Consider the following 15,168-nt stretch of genomic DNA (forward strand, 5'->3'; position numbering starts at 1 on the left):
GCAAGTGCGAAATTCTGTGCGGACTGCGATGAAGCTATTCCAGAACGTCGTCAGAGGTCTATTGAGGGCTGCGAGACTTGCGTTTATTGCCAAGAGCTGCGGGAGCGGGGCCGATGAGTGAGTTGGTCAAAAGTGTGCCTACATCAGTTTGGGCACAGCGTTACATTGATACCTTCAATCTCGCACTGGTGCCCATTGAGCCGGGCGAGAAAGCTCCCAAGGGTATTGGTTGGAACAAGCCCTGTGGCTACATCATCGAAGCGGCGCAAGCCGCTCTTTTTTGGCAAAACAATCCTTCCCATAATCTTGGCGTGGTCTTGGGGCCAAGTCGCATCTGCTCGTTGGATGTTGATGATGTGCAATGGACCCGTCATATCCTTTATGAATTGCTCGAGATTGACTTGGACGCCATGGCATTGGTGTTTCCGACCGTAGTTGGTAACCCTGCGCGTTTCCGCATTATGTTCCGTGTCCCGGAGGGCCTCGATCTATCTCGTCACTCGCTTGCTTGGCCGAACGAGAAAGATCCTGACGGCTCGATTTACAAAGCACTGATCGCTAAAGCCAAAGCGGCGAAGGCGCTCGGTGACATAGCGGGGGAGGCCGCAGCACGGGTTGAAGCTGAAGACTACAAACGTTTCACGGTTTTTGAGTTACGTGCGGGTCTTGTGCAAGACCTTCTGCCGCCCTCGATTCACCCTGGTACAGGTAAACCGTACGTCTGGAGAACACCACCTCATGCGGAGGAAGGTTTGCCTGATCTGACGCCTGAGTTGCTTGCGATCTGGAACAATTGGGACATTTTCAAACGTGATGCTGAGCTCGCCTGCCCTTGGGCGGTTAAACCAAGAAAAGCGCCGGGTAAGGTGATCAAACGTTCGGCCCCGGCAGGTGGCAAGCAACCTTCGGTTATTGATGAATTCAACCGCTGTTACGATGTAGAAGAGCTGTTGCGCGCTCATGGCTACATCAAGCGCGGTAGCAAGTGGCTGTATCCGCAGAGCAGTACAGGGTTACCGGGTATCAGCGTTGCTGAACGCAAAGTTTATTCCCACCACGGTGCCGACCCGCTGGCGAACGGTCATCAGAACGATGCCTTTGAAGTGTACTGCTTGCTTGAGCACGGCGGTGATCAGTCCCGTGCAGTTAAAGCTGCGGCCCTGTTGCTGGGAATGCAGCATTCCTCGCGCCCGGATCCGCACGATCTTCCCCCGCCCCCATTGGTTCAAGCGGGTAACTTCATGTCTGACAACGCCAGCGCTCTAAGTGTGGTTGCTCCTCCAGCTATCGGGGGGGCGGGGGAGGAGTTGACTCTCGAGCATGTATTGCGTCGGTTTGCCCTGGTCGAGGGCACAACGCATGTGTGGGACTGTGACCAGTCGAAGGTGATGAAGAGGTCGGCATTTGAAGCCCGGGTTGGCAAAACGCTGGCTAAGGCTTGGCTGGATGACACCGGCAAGCGCCTGATCTCCGATGAGCATGTTCGCGACATCGAACAGGCGCGGCGCATGGCCGGCAAAAAAGGCGGTGCTTTGGGCATGTCGCCCACGGATCGCTATGTGTACATCGATGGCACCAAAGACGTTTGGGATCGGGAAAAGAAAAGGCGTATTGCTGAGGGTGCGGTCAAGATGGCCCTCGGTGACACTTATCCGTTATGGCTCAATAGCAGCGAGCGGCGCACCGTAGACGTTGAACACATCGTGTTCGACCCCACTATGACCAAGGATCCAGCCGTCTATATCAATACGTTCGATGGCTTGCCGCTTGAGCCGGTTCGCGATGATGCTGCGTGCTCGAATCTTCGCTGGCTGATTTCATTTTTGTGCAATCACGATGGAGCCGCAGCCAGTTGGCTCACCCGCTGGCTCGCGTATCCGCTGCAGCACTTGGGCGCCAAGATGGACACTGCAGTGCTGATGCACTCAAGCATGGAGGGATCCGGTAAGAGTCTTTTCTTTGCCGACACTCTAGGCAGGCTATATGGGCAGTACGCCGCTACCGTTGGGCAGACCCAACTTGAGAGCAATTTTAATGCGTGGCAAAGCCGCAAGCTTTGGGCTGTCTTTGAAGAGGTTGTTAGCCGCGATCAGCGGTATAACCAAGTGGGTAAGATCAAACATTTGGTCACGGGCAAAACGGTACGGATGGAATCCAAATTCATCAACGGTTGGGAAGAGGCCAACCACATGAACGCGGTGTTCTTGAGTAACGAGATTCTACCGTGGCCCATCAGCGATACCGACCGACGAATGCTCGTTATTTGGCCTCAGGAAACATTGCCCGTGGAACGTCAGAAAGCCATCGGCCGAGAGCTTGAGCAAGGCGGAGTAGCAGCGCTATATGGCTGGTTGTTGTCGGTTGAGCTGGGTGACTTCAATCAACGAACGCGCCCGCCATCCACAGAGGCACGTGAACGCTTGGTGGCTCTGAGTCGCGCCGGCTGGCAAACCTTTCTGCACCTTTGGAAGATTGGCGATTTGGGCGCCGGCCTTTGGGGCGCGTGCCTGTCTTCCGATCTTTACGCGTTGTTTCTCGAGTGGTGCCATCGAAATAAGGAGCACTCGATGAGTCAAACGAAGTTCTCCTTATTCATTGCTTCATCAGTTGAAAAGTCTCGCTCTACACCATGGACTGATGGAAACAACCGGCGATTTGGCGCGTTCTTTGTCCCAGATGATCCTTCAGCCTCTCCGCTCCTCTCACTGAAGGCGGCAGAGCTTGGGCGCACAGTTTCGTCCTGGCGGGCTAATGCCAAGCTTGCCGGATGGAACGTCGAGGGATGGGAGCACGTAAAAGGGTTAGCAGCATGAAAACTGTTTCCAGTGTGTCGGGTGTGTTGAGTATGTGTGGGGCTGTTTATGACAACTCAACACAGCTACGAGCCAACAAAATCAACGAAGGTGTAGCACTGTGTCGGGTGTGTGGGGTTTGCATGCGCGCACGCGCGTGCACGCGGTTTTTTCTCCATTCTTTTCCCTCTAGACAGCACCACAAAAAACTCTATGCGAAGGCTGAAAGACCCAACAAACCCAACACACCCCACTCAATCTGGCTGAACGCATTGAATTTAAAGGGTTTGAAGTGTGTTGGGTTTGTGTTGGGTACTGAACTTTTTGTGTGGGGTTCGGTTTTGGGGCAAAAAGCATGATCAAAGACATGGATGTGTTGTTAATTCACTGGGGCGAGCAGTACCGCCGCAACGGCGAGACCAGTAGCATGGGCAGTCCGATGGCCGCGATTATAGAGTGGGGAGGTTGTGCTCCCCGTGGGACTCCCGGGTCTCGAATTATTCTCGGGGCCGGAGTTGGTCCAGATGCCGTGGCACAGGAAGTAGGTGCTGCGCTATCCGAGATCGCACGGGACGTCGGGCGCGGTGAGCGCATGCAACGGTTGGCAGTGCTTCGTTATTGTGAAGATCCGGCACCAACGTGGGCGGCACAGATGCATGAATTGGGATACGTATCGAAGGCGAAGCAAACCTACTACGACCTGGTGCACAGACTTCATGTCCGACTGTATGAAGTTCTCAATGAGCGTTCTAAGGCAAGGAAGTGGCTAACCGTTGGTCGGGGTGATTTGCCTCAAAGTCTGCTCAAAGTGCGTCAAAGTTGCATCGAACTGAATAACCGAAAATAGCCTCTTTTCGGTTCCGTACTCAGCGGGTAAAAAGTCCCCACGATATGCGATCTGCGCCTGAGGCACTTACTTAGCAATAGCGGAACATTCCATCGCGTTTACGAACCGAGACACCTAAAACCCTGCCACTCCGGCGGGGTTTTCTTTTTCCGGCGCACCATTGTTTTTTCTTGAGGCACAACATGACTAATGAGCAACAAGCACTGGCGGAAATGCCAATCTGGTTAGTGATCGTCCTGGCTCTGGTCGGTGGCGTATCGGGGGAGATGTGGCGAGCAGACAAGGATGGGGCGCGAGGTTGGGCGTTGTTGCGCAGGTTGGCGCTTCGGTCGGGTGCCTGCATTGTTTGCGGGGTGACGGCGATGATGTTGATGATCGCCGCCGGGATGTCGCTTTGGACGGCGGGCGCCTTGGGTTGCCTCACAGCAATGGCCGGCGCGGACGTTGCCATCGGGTTGTATGAACGATGGGCTGCCAAGCGGCTTGGCCTTTCCGAATCGGCATCGACCGATCGCACCTAAGAGGCGGGGGCGGAGCGGGGCACCGGTTTTTTCCGGGTCCTCCCCGAGGGCCGCCCCCTACACGGGTTACGGAACTCGCGGGATCTCTGCAGCTGAGAATTTCACAGGGATGTCCGTCTTTTCAAAGGGTTAGACATGGGAAAGACAGTCAGCAAGGCCGACTTGAGCGAGATCGTCGGCCGCGATGAACGCACCCTGACCCGATGGCAGAACGACGGCATGCCTGTGACCGAGTTCGGCCTCGGTCGGGGCAACGAAAACCAATACGACACCGAAGCCGTGATCCAGTGGCTGATGCATCAGGCCGCACTCAACGGCAAAAAAGAATCTTCCCGCGATCGCCTCGACCGGATCCGCGCTGATCGTGAAGAACTCGCGATGGCCAAGGATCTTGGCGAGGTGGTCATCGCTGCTGATTTGATCGAACGCTTCGAAGCAATGATCACCGCTGCAAAAGTGGAGCTGCTCAACTCTTTCCCCGATGTGCTGGCCGCCGAACTCTCGGCGCGCTACGACGTGGAAGTCGACGAGCAACTGATTCGCGACCCCATTGAAGCCATCCTGAGGAGGCTTTCTGACTATGACAAGGATGATGCCGCGTCAGATGGATATTCTGACGAACCGGACGATACGGAGGGCCTTGAGGAAGACGGCGACTAAAGCGCTGCGCGGCGCTTGCCGCAAATGGGCGCCGCCGCCTCGCATGAGTATTATCGAGTGGGCGGACAAATACCGCTGGCTCGCACCGGAAGAGGCTGCGCGCCCCGGCAAATATCGCTTTGACGTTACTCCTCACCTGATCTGGCCCGGCGGTCCATTGGAAGCGCTGGATGATCCCGCTGTCAGTGAGATCGTCGGACGCAAGTCGGCGCAGGTGGCATGGACGTCGGGTGTTCTGGGTAACGCCCTGGGCAAGTGGATCGACATTGATCCGTCACCGATTCTGGTTCTGTTTCCCAAGGCCGAAGCGGCCAAGCAGTACGTTGGTGAAAAGCTCGAACCGATGATCGAAGCCACGCCGCGGCTGAGAAAGAAAGTCGATCTGCGAAGCCGCAAGCTGCAGCAGCGGCAGGACTTCAAGCGCTTCCCGGGCGGCTTCCTGAAAATGGTGGGCTCAAACAGCCCGGCCAGTGTGAAGTCCACGCCAGTGCCGCGCGTTGCCATTGAAGAGCCGGACGACTGCAACCTGAACCTGCGAGGCCAGGGCGACAGTATCAAGCTGGCCAAGGAACGACTGAAAACGTTTCGCCGTTCGAAGATCATCATCGGCGGTACACCGACGATCAAGGGCTTGTCCGCCATTGATGCGGAGCTGGAACTGTCGGACAAGCGCGTCGGCCTGGTGCCGTGTCATGAATGCGGCCAAGAGCACGCGTTGAGCTTCGACAACCTACACTGCGACGAGGATCCGGAATACCTACATGAGGTCTACGGCAAGAAGCGGCCGGAGAAAACGTTCTACTCTTGCCCGCATTGCGGTGGAATCTGGGATGACAACCAGAAGAACGCCAACCTTAAGCACGGTCGCTGGTCGGCTACAGCAGAATTTCGGGGGATCGCCGGTTACATCCTCAACGAGCTGTACGCGACGTTTTGGGGATCGCGTTTCCAGGTGTTGATGGAGAAAAAGCTCCAGGCCGAACACGCGGCCTCACAAGGCAACATCGGCCCGATGATCGCCTTCGTCAACAGCTCCAAGGGCGAAAGCTACGAGTATCAGAGCGATGCACCGAAGACCGATGAGCTGGAAAAGCGTGCGGAGCCTTACGCGGAGCTGACAGCGCCGAAAGGTGTCCTGCTGATCACCGTTGGCGTTGACGTCCAAGGCGACCGCCTCGCTCTCACAATCATCGGTTGGGGACGAGGCGAGGAGTCGTGGCGCTTGTACTGGGGTGAGCTTCACGGCAACCCCATCGATCCCCATGACGCCGTTTGGCAAGAACTGGATCGGGTTATTTCCCAACCCATACCGGTCGAAAGTGGTGCACAACTGGCCGTATCGGCGGTCAGCATCGACAGCTCTGACGGCAATACCAGTGACGCGGTGTATGCCTACGTGCGGGATCGTCAACGCTACAACGTGATGGCGATCAAAGGCGCCTCTATCGACAGTCGCGACAAGGAGATCTTTACCAAGCCTCCGCAGTCGGTGGATACATCGCAGGACAACACCAAGGCTGCGAAATACGGCCTGCGAGTCCACATCGTCGGCACGCACAAAGCGAAGACGCTCATTGATGGGCGGCTGCGCCTCAAAGGTGCCGGTCCGGGGCGCATGCATTGGTACAGCGAGATCCGGTCGGACTACTACGAGCAACTCACCAACGAAGTCCTGGCACCGCACCCGCGTAACCCCAGCAAAATGGTTTGGCAAAAGAAAGCCGGCCGTCGCAACGAAGCGCTGGATTGCGAGGTGTATGCCTTGCACGCGGCTCGCAGCCTGAAAACTCATCTGTTACGCGATCACGAATGGGACCAGTTGGAGCAGCAGTTGCTGCAGCCAACCCTGTTCAGCACCGAACAACCGGTCGCACCGGTACCGCGCCGAGCTGTCGCTCGTGGGCGGGGCACCCGCAGTCGCGCGGGCTATTAAGGAAACACACATGACAGACGCACAACAGCGCCTCGCGGAAGTCCGGGCGGCGATCTCTGACGTCCTGAAAAAAGGCCAGCGCCTGCGCCGTGCGGATCGCGAGCTTTATCGCGCTGAGCTGAACAGCTTGCGTCTTCTGGAGCAGCAGTACGCCAGAGAGGTCGCGTTGGAACAGGCTCAACAACAGGGACGTGGCCGCAACCGCGTCTCCTACATGAAGATCTGACTATGGGATTTTTTCGAAAAGACCCGGCCGAGCTGCTGATGCGCGAGGCCCTCAAACTCGCCAAGTCGGCAAACGAGTCCAAGCCTATCGTCGCCCAAGGGGGCGGGGGCGGTGTTGAGACGAGATGGCGGGGGGCTTCTCGCGTACTGCGCAGCATGGCCAGCTGGATTCCCGGTCTTGGCAGTCCGCGTCGAGATCTCGACCAAAACGAGCGTCGAATGCTGGTTGCTCGCTCGCGAGACGCCATGCGCAATCACTTGATAGCCCGTGCGGCGATCACGCGCTTGCGCACCAATGTCGTAGGAACCGGGCTGGTTTGCCGGTCACAGATCGATCATGACGCATTAGGTCTCGACGAGACGCAGGCTGAGAAAATCAACAATCAGCTTGATCGCTTGTGGTCGCTGTACGCCGATGATCCACGCGAATGCGATGCCGAAGCGACACTCAACCACTACCAGTTACAAGCACTGGTATTGATCTCGTCCATGGTGGGTGGTGACGTGCTGATTGCTAGTCCTGACGATGAGCGCCCCGGCTGTATCTTCAGCACGCGCTTGCAGTTGATCGAATCGGACCGGGTCTGCAATCCAGCCGGGCAACTTGACGGCGCAAACCTCGTGGACGGTGTCGAGTTCGACCGGATGGGAGCGCCGCTGGCGTATTACGTCTGTACCGGATACCCCAACGAATACACCGCCGGCCAGGCGCTTAAATGGGAGCGTCTGCCAGCCTTTGGCGAGGCCACGGGCCGGCGCCGCGTCATGCACGTCATGGCCGACAAGGAGCGTCCGGGACAAAAGCGCGGAGCGCCTTACCTGGCTCCGGTGCTGGAACCGCTGCAGAAGTTGGAGCGCTACAGCAGCGCCGAGCTGATGGCGGCGGTGATCTCAGCAATGTTCACGGTGTTCATCAAAAAAACCAACGACTTCCAGGTAGGGAATCTCCCGCTGACCGCATTAGCCAACGAAGGCGACGGTCCCGCAGGTGACACAACGGCTGACGGCGAACTGGCTCTGGGCGAGGGGGCGATTGTCGACCTGGGCCAAGGTGAGGAACCGGTAATCGCTAATCCTGCGCGGCCAAATGCGCAATTCGATCCGTTCTTTACGGCAGTGGTCAAGGAAATCGGCGCTGCTTTAGAGCAACCGATGGAAGAGCTGTTGCTCCACTACAGCAGCAGCTATAGCGCAGCCCGTGCGGCGATGTTGCAGGCGTGGCGTTTTTACAGCCTGCGCCGCTGGTGGTTGATTTGTGACTTTTGCCAGCCCAGCCGGGAATTGCTGATCGATGAGGCGGTGGCCCGTGGACTGATCACTTTGCCGGGTTATGCGGACCCGGCTAAACGCAAAGCTTACTGCCAGGCCATCTGGATCGGCCCCGCTCGCGGCGCCATTGATGAGTTGAAAGAGGCCAACGCCGCCGGTAAGCGCATCGAGATTGGTGTCAGCAACGAAACACTGGAAACCGCCGCAATGACCGGCGAGCCGTGGCAGCAGGTGTATCGGCAGCGCGTGCGCGAAGTCACCCAGAGGCGCAACGATGGCCTGCACGTTTTACCCAAAGGGCGGGAGCAGGAAACACCGCCGTCCGCCAATCCCAATGAGGAATAACCATGCCCCGTGCATTCGAGCTGGCTGCATCGCAGCCGTGGCTGATGCTGCCCGGCGCCCTGGATAACTTGCTAACCATTGCAGACCGCGTAGGTGATCCAGCGGCGCTGGAAACACGCACTGGCATGCGGCTGGATAACAGCCGCACTGTCACAGTACGCAATGGTGTGGCGATCATCCCGGTAGTCGGTCCGGTGTTTCGCTATGCCAACCTTTTTACCGAGATCAGCGGCGCGACCAGCACTCAGGTGCTGGCCACCGACCTGCAGACTGCGCTCGAGGATCCCAAGGTAAGCGCGATCATCCTGAACATCGACAGCCCAGGAGGCGTCGCTGCCGGCATCAACGAACTGGCTGACCAGATCCATGCGGCCCGTGACCATAAACGTATCGTTGCCTACATCGGCGGCACTGGTGCAAGCGCGGCCTATTGGATTGCGTCAGCTGCCAGCGAAATCGTCATCGACGAAACGGCACTGGCGGGGAGTATCGGTGTGGTCGTTGAAGCCGTGGTCGGCGGCGAGGAATCCAACGGCCGTAAGCGCTACCAGATCGTCAGCCGCAATGCCCCGAACAAGCGCGTGGATCTCTCTACCGAAGAAGGGCGGGCCAAGGTCGGCGAAACGGTCGACGCCATGGGTGATGTGTTCGTCGCCAAGGTGGCCCGCAACCTGGGCGTGGAGCCGGAGCGTGTCCCAGAGATGGGCGACTTCGGCGGCCTGCGCGTTGGCGCCGCGGCTGTCGAGTACGGCTTGGCTCACCGTCTGGGGTCGCTTGAAACATTGATTACCGAACTGGCCAAACCGGCCGCCACTCAACCGAGGAAATACAACATGACCACCGTCAGCAGCACGGCGGAGTTGCGTGAGGCGCTGGCCGCCGGCACGGATCCGCAAACCATCGAAATCGCTCAGGCCAATCAGCCGGATCTCGAAAGCATCCGCACCCAAAGTCGCGAGGAAGGCGCTACTGCAGAGCGGCAACGCATTACTGGCATCAATGCCATGGCCAGCAAGGGTTTCGAAACTGAAATTGCCGCTGCCATCGAAGCAGGCTCCACGGTTGAAGCTACAGCGCTACAGCTATTCAAGGCTGCGCAGGATCGCGGCATTTCCCTTAACGCCATCAAAGCCGACGCCACCGGTGCATCGACGTCCACTCCTGCGGGCGATGCCGCTCAGGGTGAGCGCAAGGCCGTCGTAAACGCCATCGTCGAGGGCGCCTCGCGCCGCTGATTGGAGAACTTCATGAGCAACCCAGAACGCCAAACCTATGTCCCGGACCAACTGTCCGCCGGTGCTTTCCCGGTGATGATCGACACCGCCGTGATCGCTTCCGGCCAAAAGCTCAATCGAGGCGCCGTCCTTGGGCAAGTAACGGCCAGTGGCGAATACGTGCTGTGCAAGGCCGCAGCAACCGATGGCTCCGAAGCACCTGCGGCTGTACTGGATCAGTCCACTGATACGACCTCAGGCGCGCAGGTAGCGCCGATCCGCCTGACCGGTGAAGTGCTGGCCAGTCAACTCACACTCGGCGAGGGTTTTACTCTGGCGCAGGCAAAAGCTGCGCTGCGTCCCCTGTGCCTGTTCGTTCGTTAATTCGGAGTTTTTGATGGATATTTTTGATACCCGCACCATGCTTGAAGCGGTTGAGCAGATGCCAACCGCGCGGCGCTTTTTGCTGAAAACTTTTTTCAACGGTGGCAGTCCTGTCACGTTCCCGACCAAAACCGTGGACATCGACATCATCAAGGGCAAGCGCAAAATGGCGCCGTTTGTTAATCCGCGCCTGCCGGGCAGTGTGTCGTTGCGTGAAGGCTATACCACCAGCACTTACAGCCCACCGTACATTCAACCCAAGCGCGAAACCACTGCCGAGCTGGTGCTCAAGCGTTCTGCCGGCGACAACCCGTTTTCCTCGCGTACTCCGCTGGAGCGTGCCGGGCAATTGCTCGGTAAGGATCTGCGCGATCTCGACGACGAAATCATCCGCCGGGAAGAGTGGATGTGCGCCCAAGCACTTACGACCGGAAAGGTTCGCGTCGTGGGGGAAGGGGTGGATGACACCATCGACTTCCTGATGGCCCCCGATCACAAGATCAGCCTGGGCAGCGGTCAGTGGGGCACTGAAGACGGCGATCCGATTGCCAATCTTCGTAGTTGGAAGCGCAAGATCGCCAAGGATTCCGGCCGCACTGCAAACACCGTAGCCATGAGCGGCGAAGCGCTGGATGCATTTCAATCCAGCTCAATGGTGATGAAACAACTCAACACTCGCCGCGTTGACATGGGCTTGATCAAGCCAGAGGAACTGCCCGACGGCGTGACTTACCTGGGCTATCTGAATGATCCCGGCGTTGACCTTTACGGTTACGACGAGTGGTATCTGGACGACGAGGATGACGAGCAGCCAATGATTCCGGCAGGTGGCTTGATTCTCGGCTCGACGTCCACGCGCAACGCCATGCTGTACGGGGCGATTCAAGATCTGGAAGCCGTGGAAAGCGGCTTGGTCGAAGCGGCGCGCTTCCCTAAGAGCTGGGTGACCCAAGAGCCGAGCGCTCGTTGGCTGAAGCTGCAGAGTGCGGCATTGGCTGGCCTGCTCGAACCGGATGCGTTCATTTACGCCAAGGTGGTGTGACATGGCCAAGAAAGCCGATTTTCTGGTGATCGACGGTTGCGTGCAGGATGGCCGCGTCGTTGTTGTGAAGGGCGAGCCTTACAGTCCGCCAAGTAAAGGGGTTGAGGAAGCGTTACTCGCCGAAGGGCGTATCGCTCCGCTCAAGGACCCCCGAGCCCAAGAACTGCTGCGCCAGAAATCGGGCGTTGCCAATGAGGACGACGACAGCGGCGGTGAGTGATGGGTTTTCGCGAATTGAGCGACGACATGGACGCCCTGGTGTTGGATGGCTTGGGCGACATGGCAACGGTCGGCGGTCGAGATATCGCCGGTTTCTTTTCCGCGCCATGGCTGCAGCCGCGCGTGGGGCGGATCAACACCGCATTGCGCGAGCCGCAATTTGAGATTCGCGTCGTCGATGCGGCGGGTGTTGAACCGGGTCAATTGGTCGTTGTAGATCTGGCAAAGCAGGACGGGGGAGGCCAGTACGATCTGGTCAAGCTGGAGCCAGATGGTTCAGGCTGGGTGGCATTGCTTTTGAGGGCTAAAGCATGAGCGTCGGCAGCTATTTCAAACCCTCAGCCAGTGGCGGGATGATCTCGCTGCAAACCTCGGCGGCAGACTTGAAAGCCTTTCAGGACTTTGCCGCCTTGGTGCCGAAAGCAGCATCCAATGCCCAGCGTCGCGCGATCAATAAAACCTTGCGCTGGCTTGCTACCCACATCGCTCGCGCCGTCGGCCGGCAGGAACGCATTGCGGTCGCCGCTGTACGGCAACGTCTGCGGGCCTACCCAGTCAGCGGCGGCGCGAACAGCGGCAAATTGTGGTTCGGCCTCAACGCTATGGAAGCCAGCCGCATAGGCCGGGCACGGCAAACCCGATCCGGTGTGTCAGTCGCGGGGCGACGCTTCCAGGGCGCGTTCCACAAGCGAGTCTATGGGGGCAGCGCAGATGTCTGGATCCGCGTCGGCAGCAAGCACTTCAAATCTTCGGATTACCCCGATAGCGATGTCAGTGCAGCCGGCGGCGCGAGTTCGGGCTGGATTGCTGAACATGACAACCGCTTCCCGCTGGCCAAGGCCAAGGTGTCGCTGGAGCAAGCCCGACCGCACTTCGATAGCTGGGTGCGTAAAGCAGACGAACACCTGGTGCATGTCCTGCAGCAGGAACTCAATTTCGAAGTGCAGAAGTACTTGAAGGGGAAATGACGTGATGGATTCAGTCGACGAACCATTCAGTCTTGAGCAGCTATATCGAGCCATCGAACGACATCTTCATGATCATTTGCCGGGCGTTCAGACGGTCGCGGTCTGGCCCAACATTGATGATCGCATCGCCTTGCCGGCGGTGCTGGTGGAACTGGCAGAAATGGAGCCGGGCGTTGATCCGGGGACGGGAGAAACCTGCTTGGCCTGCAAGTTTGAGGCGCGGGTGATCACCGATCCGATCCAGCCCGACCATCATCAGCAAGCAGTGTTCTTGGCGGGTCAGTTGGCCGTTCTACTACGGGCGCAGTCTTGGGGCGTAGAGGTCGAGCCGGCTGAGTTCGTTCAGGCCATGCAGGACTGGACCAAACCCGAACTGGACGGCTACACGGTCTGGGTCGTGGAATGGACACAGCAGATCTACCTCGGTGAAACCTGCTGGCCTTGGCCGGATCAGCCACCGGGGACGTTGGTGTTTGACGTTGAGCCGGGTGACGGACCATTCAGGCCCGAGGATCTTCCGTGAGTTACGCCAGCGCCCAGCATGACCGCATGATCGCGGGGGCGGTAAAGGCTTGCTACGTGGTCGCGGTGGACCTGTCCGCTTCGCCGCCGGTATGTCGCGTGTCGGACGGCAGTGAATGGGTCAGCGCTTGGGTGCGCTGGCACAGCATCGCCGCCGGCAAGGCCAGGCACTGGCGGGCACCGTCTTTGGGCGAGCAGGGCAGTTTGATCAGCCCCAGCGGTGACGTGTCGCAAGGCACGTTTGTACCGGGCCTGTATGGCAATGCCGGTCCCCCACCAGACAACCGCGACCATGTCGAGGTCTGGCGTTTTGATGATGGCGGCTCGCTGATCTACGACTGGCAGGCCAAGAGCTACACCATCACCCTGCCGAGCGGCACGGTCAGCATCAAAGTGGCCAGCACGGAAGCGGTTGTAACCGATAGCGCCGTGAGCGTGACCACCGGCAACATCAACCTGAAAGCGGCGGTGATGATCGAAGGTGCTTTGCACGTCACCAAGGGCATCACCAGCGCCGGCGCGATCATTGACGCCACCGGCAACAGTAACCACCACACGCATTAATTCATTTACGACAGCCCGCCCAGTGCGGGCTTTTTCATGCCTGGAGAAATACATGGCCAAGATCGACACGACCATCACTGAGGTGCAAGCGTCCTCGGAACCGGCATTGTCATCCTCAACTTACTCAGCGCCTGAGTCCTTGAAATTCCGCGACAAGCTCTACACGTCGCGACTGTTGATCGTACCCGGCACTGACCGTTCCTATCCGGTCGACAAGGCGACGGTCGTGGTGCCGGCCTCCGACATCGAAGCGGTCAAGTTCCTGAAAGCCAGCGAAGAATACGAGCCGTTCAAGGAGTGACATAGATGATCGGAATGGATCGCCACACCGGCCAACCCATTTCCGGCATCGAGCACCTGCGCCAATCCATCCCAGACATCTTGGGCACGCCGCTGGGCAGTCGCCGGCACCGTATGGAGTACGGCAGCAAGCTGCGCCGGTTTGTCGATTTGCCCATCAACGAAGGCTGGAAAAGCGCCGTACAGGCTGAAGTCGCCCGCGCTCTAGGGCGCTGGGAGCCGCGTTTGAAGCTGGATCAGGTGCGCGTCATTTCCGTCATTGGCGGGCAAATCAATATGCAAATCGTCGGGAAGTACCTGGGCGACAGCGTCACGTTGGAGGTGGCCGCATGAGTACTGTTGATCTGTCGTCGTTGCCGGCGCCGACCGTGTTGGAGCCTCTGGACTTCGAAGAGGTTTATCAGGAAGGGCTGGGCGTGTTTCGCGGGTACATGGGTGGCAACTGGACGGCCGCGCTGGAAAGCGATCCAGTGGTTAAGACGCTTGAGGTCGGGGCTTATATCAAGGTTGGCAATCGCGCCCGGGTCAATGACGCCGGCAAGGCGCTACTGCTCGCGCATGCCATTCGCGGTGACCTCGATCAGTTAGGGGCTAACGTCAATCTGAAGCGCCTGGTCATCCAGGCCGAGGATCTGCTGGCGGTGCCGCCGGTGCCCAAGGTCATGGAAGAAGACGACCCGTTTCGCGAACGCATTCAGTTGGCCTATGAGGGATTGACCACGGCCGGCCCGCGTAACAGCTACATCCTGCATGCACGCAATGCATCAGGGCTGGTGGCAGATGCTACGGCCGAAAGTCCAGAGCCTTGTTACGTCACGGTCACGGTATTGGGGTTGGACGGGGAGGGCGAAGCGCCGCCGGAACTGCTGGCGACAGTGGCCGCTGCGTTGAATGACGATGACGTGCGCCCGGTCGGTGATCGGGTGACCGTGCAGAGCGCGCAGGTGATCCGCTACGAGATTGACGCCATCTTGCATATGGCCGGCGCCGGCCCTGAAGCGGATGCCAGTTTGGCCGAAGCGAAAAGCCGATTGGCCGGCTGGATCAATCCACGCAAGCGGCTAGGCGTCGAGGTCGCACGCTCCGCTGTTGACGCTCAGTTGCACGTTGCCGGCGTTGCCCGGGTTGAGTTGGTTGGGTGGCAGGACTTGGCCCCGACCAAGGCTCAGGCGGCGTTCTGCACGCGCTACAACGTGAGGCTGGCGGGCTGATATGAAAAGTCTACTGCCGCTCAATAGCACGCAACTGGAACGGGCCATGGAGGCCGCGTTTTTCGAAAAGACGATTGTCCCGCTGCGCGACCTCTACAACCCCGACACCTGTCCGGTGCATCTGCTGCCGCATCTGGCGTGGGCGTGGTCAG

The 15,168-nt window shown here is 58.8% G+C and carries 19 protein-coding genes; all 19 read left to right on the top strand.

From position 1 onward, the window contains the following. Positions 1-113 precede the first annotated feature (113 nt). On the top strand, positions 114-2,813 hold the full coding sequence (locus AACY19_RS26120; RefSeq protein WP_339454410.1) for a DUF5906 domain-containing protein: 2,700 nt from the start codon (positions 114-116) through the stop codon (positions 2,811-2,813). A 334-nt stretch (positions 2,814-3,147) separates the two neighbouring features. After that, the gene (locus AACY19_RS26125; RefSeq protein WP_315448423.1) at positions 3,148-3,639 is read left to right on the top strand and encodes a hypothetical protein; all 492 of its coding nucleotides are present in this window, start codon (positions 3,148-3,150) and stop codon (positions 3,637-3,639) included. Between the two features lie 182 nt (positions 3,640-3,821). Continuing rightward, the gene (locus tag AACY19_RS26130; protein ID WP_315448421.1) at positions 3,822-4,160 is read left to right on the top strand and encodes a phage holin family protein; all 339 of its coding nucleotides are present in this window, start codon (positions 3,822-3,824) and stop codon (positions 4,158-4,160) included. Between the two features lie 135 nt (positions 4,161-4,295). Further along, positions 4,296-4,820, top strand: a complete 525-nt coding sequence (locus AACY19_RS26135) for a terminase small subunit (RefSeq protein WP_127926425.1) — start codon at positions 4,296-4,298, stop codon at positions 4,818-4,820. Next, a complete protein-coding gene (locus AACY19_RS26140; protein ID WP_339454411.1) occupies positions 4,753-6,753 on the top strand; it encodes a phage terminase large subunit family protein in 2,001 nt (666 codons plus the stop codon). The genes AACY19_RS26135 and AACY19_RS26140 overlap by 68 nt, the downstream gene beginning before the upstream one ends. Positions 6,754-6,763: 10 nt before the next feature. After that, a complete protein-coding gene (locus tag AACY19_RS26145; RefSeq protein WP_103305626.1) occupies positions 6,764-6,979 on the top strand; it encodes a hypothetical protein in 216 nt (71 codons plus the stop codon). Between the two features lie 2 nt (positions 6,980-6,981). Then, positions 6,982-8,592, top strand: coding sequence for a phage portal protein (locus AACY19_RS26150; RefSeq protein WP_339454412.1), 1,611 nt, complete (start codon positions 6,982-6,984; stop codon positions 8,590-8,592). A gap of 2 nt (positions 8,593-8,594) precedes the next feature. Next, positions 8,595-9,827: a S49 family peptidase gene (locus AACY19_RS26155; RefSeq protein WP_339454413.1), complete on the top strand. Its 1,233-nt coding sequence runs from the start codon at positions 8,595-8,597 to the stop codon at positions 9,825-9,827. A gap of 12 nt (positions 9,828-9,839) precedes the next feature. After that, entirely contained in the window at positions 9,840-10,190 is a 351-nt protein-coding gene (locus tag AACY19_RS26160) for a head decoration protein (RefSeq protein ID WP_339454414.1), read from the top strand. 13 nt (positions 10,191-10,203) lie between these two features. After that, positions 10,204-11,232: a major capsid protein gene (locus tag AACY19_RS26165; protein ID WP_339454415.1), complete on the top strand. Its 1,029-nt coding sequence runs from the start codon at positions 10,204-10,206 to the stop codon at positions 11,230-11,232. 1 nt (position 11,233) lies between these two features. After that, the gene (locus AACY19_RS26170) at positions 11,234-11,452 is read left to right on the top strand and encodes a hypothetical protein (protein ID WP_339454416.1); all 219 of its coding nucleotides are present in this window, start codon (positions 11,234-11,236) and stop codon (positions 11,450-11,452) included. Further along, positions 11,452-11,766 carry a head-tail joining protein gene (locus AACY19_RS26175; RefSeq protein ID WP_339454417.1) on the top strand — a complete coding sequence of 105 codons (315 nt, stop codon included), beginning with the start codon at positions 11,452-11,454 and terminating at the stop codon, positions 11,764-11,766. The genes AACY19_RS26170 and AACY19_RS26175 overlap by 1 nt, the downstream gene beginning before the upstream one ends. Beyond that, positions 11,763-12,419, top strand: coding sequence for a hypothetical protein (locus AACY19_RS26180; RefSeq protein ID WP_339454418.1), 657 nt, complete (start codon positions 11,763-11,765; stop codon positions 12,417-12,419). Before AACY19_RS26175 ends, AACY19_RS26180 begins: the two co-directional genes overlap by 4 nt. 4 nt (positions 12,420-12,423) lie before the next feature. Continuing rightward, positions 12,424-12,942: a hypothetical protein gene (locus tag AACY19_RS26185; RefSeq protein WP_273915257.1), complete on the top strand. Its 519-nt coding sequence runs from the start codon at positions 12,424-12,426 to the stop codon at positions 12,940-12,942. Next, entirely contained in the window at positions 12,939-13,505 is a 567-nt protein-coding gene (locus tag AACY19_RS26190; RefSeq protein WP_339454419.1) for a phage baseplate assembly protein V, read from the top strand. Before AACY19_RS26185 ends, AACY19_RS26190 begins: the two co-directional genes overlap by 4 nt. A gap of 52 nt (positions 13,506-13,557) precedes the next feature. Beyond that, positions 13,558-13,806: a hypothetical protein gene (locus AACY19_RS26195; RefSeq protein WP_339454420.1), complete on the top strand. Its 249-nt coding sequence runs from the start codon at positions 13,558-13,560 to the stop codon at positions 13,804-13,806. Between the two features lie 5 nt (positions 13,807-13,811). After that, positions 13,812-14,138: a GPW/gp25 family protein gene (locus AACY19_RS26200; protein ID WP_339454421.1), complete on the top strand. Its 327-nt coding sequence runs from the start codon at positions 13,812-13,814 to the stop codon at positions 14,136-14,138. Beyond that, positions 14,135-15,016, top strand: coding sequence for a baseplate assembly protein (locus AACY19_RS26205; RefSeq protein ID WP_339454422.1), 882 nt, complete (start codon positions 14,135-14,137; stop codon positions 15,014-15,016). The genes AACY19_RS26200 and AACY19_RS26205 overlap by 4 nt, the downstream gene beginning before the upstream one ends. Before the next feature lies 1 nt (position 15,017). Continuing rightward, the coding region (locus AACY19_RS26210) for a phage tail protein I (protein ID WP_339454423.1) at positions 15,018-15,168 on the top strand (151 nt) is incomplete at its 3' end.

The organism is Pseudomonas sp. EA_5y_Pfl2_R50 (genome assembly GCF_963970475.1).
Taxonomy (GTDB): Bacteria; Pseudomonadota; Gammaproteobacteria; order Pseudomonadales; family Pseudomonadaceae; genus Aquipseudomonas.

Bases quoted from the DNA above. Each gene is read 5' to 3' on its own strand.
- AACY19_RS26120 (WP_339454410.1), top strand. From the start codon at position 114: ATGAGTGAGTTGGTCAAAAGTGTGCCTACATCAGTTTGGGCACAGCGT.
- AACY19_RS26125 (WP_315448423.1), top strand. From the start codon at position 3,148: ATGATCAAAGACATGGATGTGTTGTTAATTCACTGGGGCGAGCAGTAC.
- AACY19_RS26130 (WP_315448421.1), top strand. From the start codon at position 3,822: ATGACTAATGAGCAACAAGCACTGGCGGAAATGCCAATCTGGTTAGTG.
- AACY19_RS26135 (WP_127926425.1), top strand. From the start codon at position 4,296: ATGGGAAAGACAGTCAGCAAGGCCGACTTGAGCGAGATCGTCGGCCGC.
- AACY19_RS26140 (WP_339454411.1), top strand. From the start codon at position 4,753: ATGCCGCGTCAGATGGATATTCTGACGAACCGGACGATACGGAGGGCC.
- AACY19_RS26145 (WP_103305626.1), top strand. From the start codon at position 6,764: ATGACAGACGCACAACAGCGCCTCGCGGAAGTCCGGGCGGCGATCTCT.
- AACY19_RS26150 (WP_339454412.1), top strand. From the start codon at position 6,982: ATGGGATTTTTTCGAAAAGACCCGGCCGAGCTGCTGATGCGCGAGGCC.
- AACY19_RS26155 (WP_339454413.1), top strand. From the start codon at position 8,595: ATGCCCCGTGCATTCGAGCTGGCTGCATCGCAGCCGTGGCTGATGCTG.
- AACY19_RS26160 (WP_339454414.1), top strand. From the start codon at position 9,840: ATGAGCAACCCAGAACGCCAAACCTATGTCCCGGACCAACTGTCCGCC.
- AACY19_RS26165 (WP_339454415.1), top strand. From the start codon at position 10,204: ATGGATATTTTTGATACCCGCACCATGCTTGAAGCGGTTGAGCAGATG.
- AACY19_RS26170 (WP_339454416.1), top strand. From the start codon at position 11,234: ATGGCCAAGAAAGCCGATTTTCTGGTGATCGACGGTTGCGTGCAGGAT.
- AACY19_RS26175 (WP_339454417.1), top strand. From the start codon at position 11,452: ATGGGTTTTCGCGAATTGAGCGACGACATGGACGCCCTGGTGTTGGAT.
- AACY19_RS26180 (WP_339454418.1), top strand. From the start codon at position 11,763: ATGAGCGTCGGCAGCTATTTCAAACCCTCAGCCAGTGGCGGGATGATC.
- AACY19_RS26185 (WP_273915257.1), top strand. From the start codon at position 12,424: ATGGATTCAGTCGACGAACCATTCAGTCTTGAGCAGCTATATCGAGCC.
- AACY19_RS26195 (WP_339454420.1), top strand. From the start codon at position 13,558: ATGGCCAAGATCGACACGACCATCACTGAGGTGCAAGCGTCCTCGGAA.
- AACY19_RS26200 (WP_339454421.1), top strand. From the start codon at position 13,812: ATGATCGGAATGGATCGCCACACCGGCCAACCCATTTCCGGCATCGAG.
- AACY19_RS26205 (WP_339454422.1), top strand. From the start codon at position 14,135: ATGAGTACTGTTGATCTGTCGTCGTTGCCGGCGCCGACCGTGTTGGAG.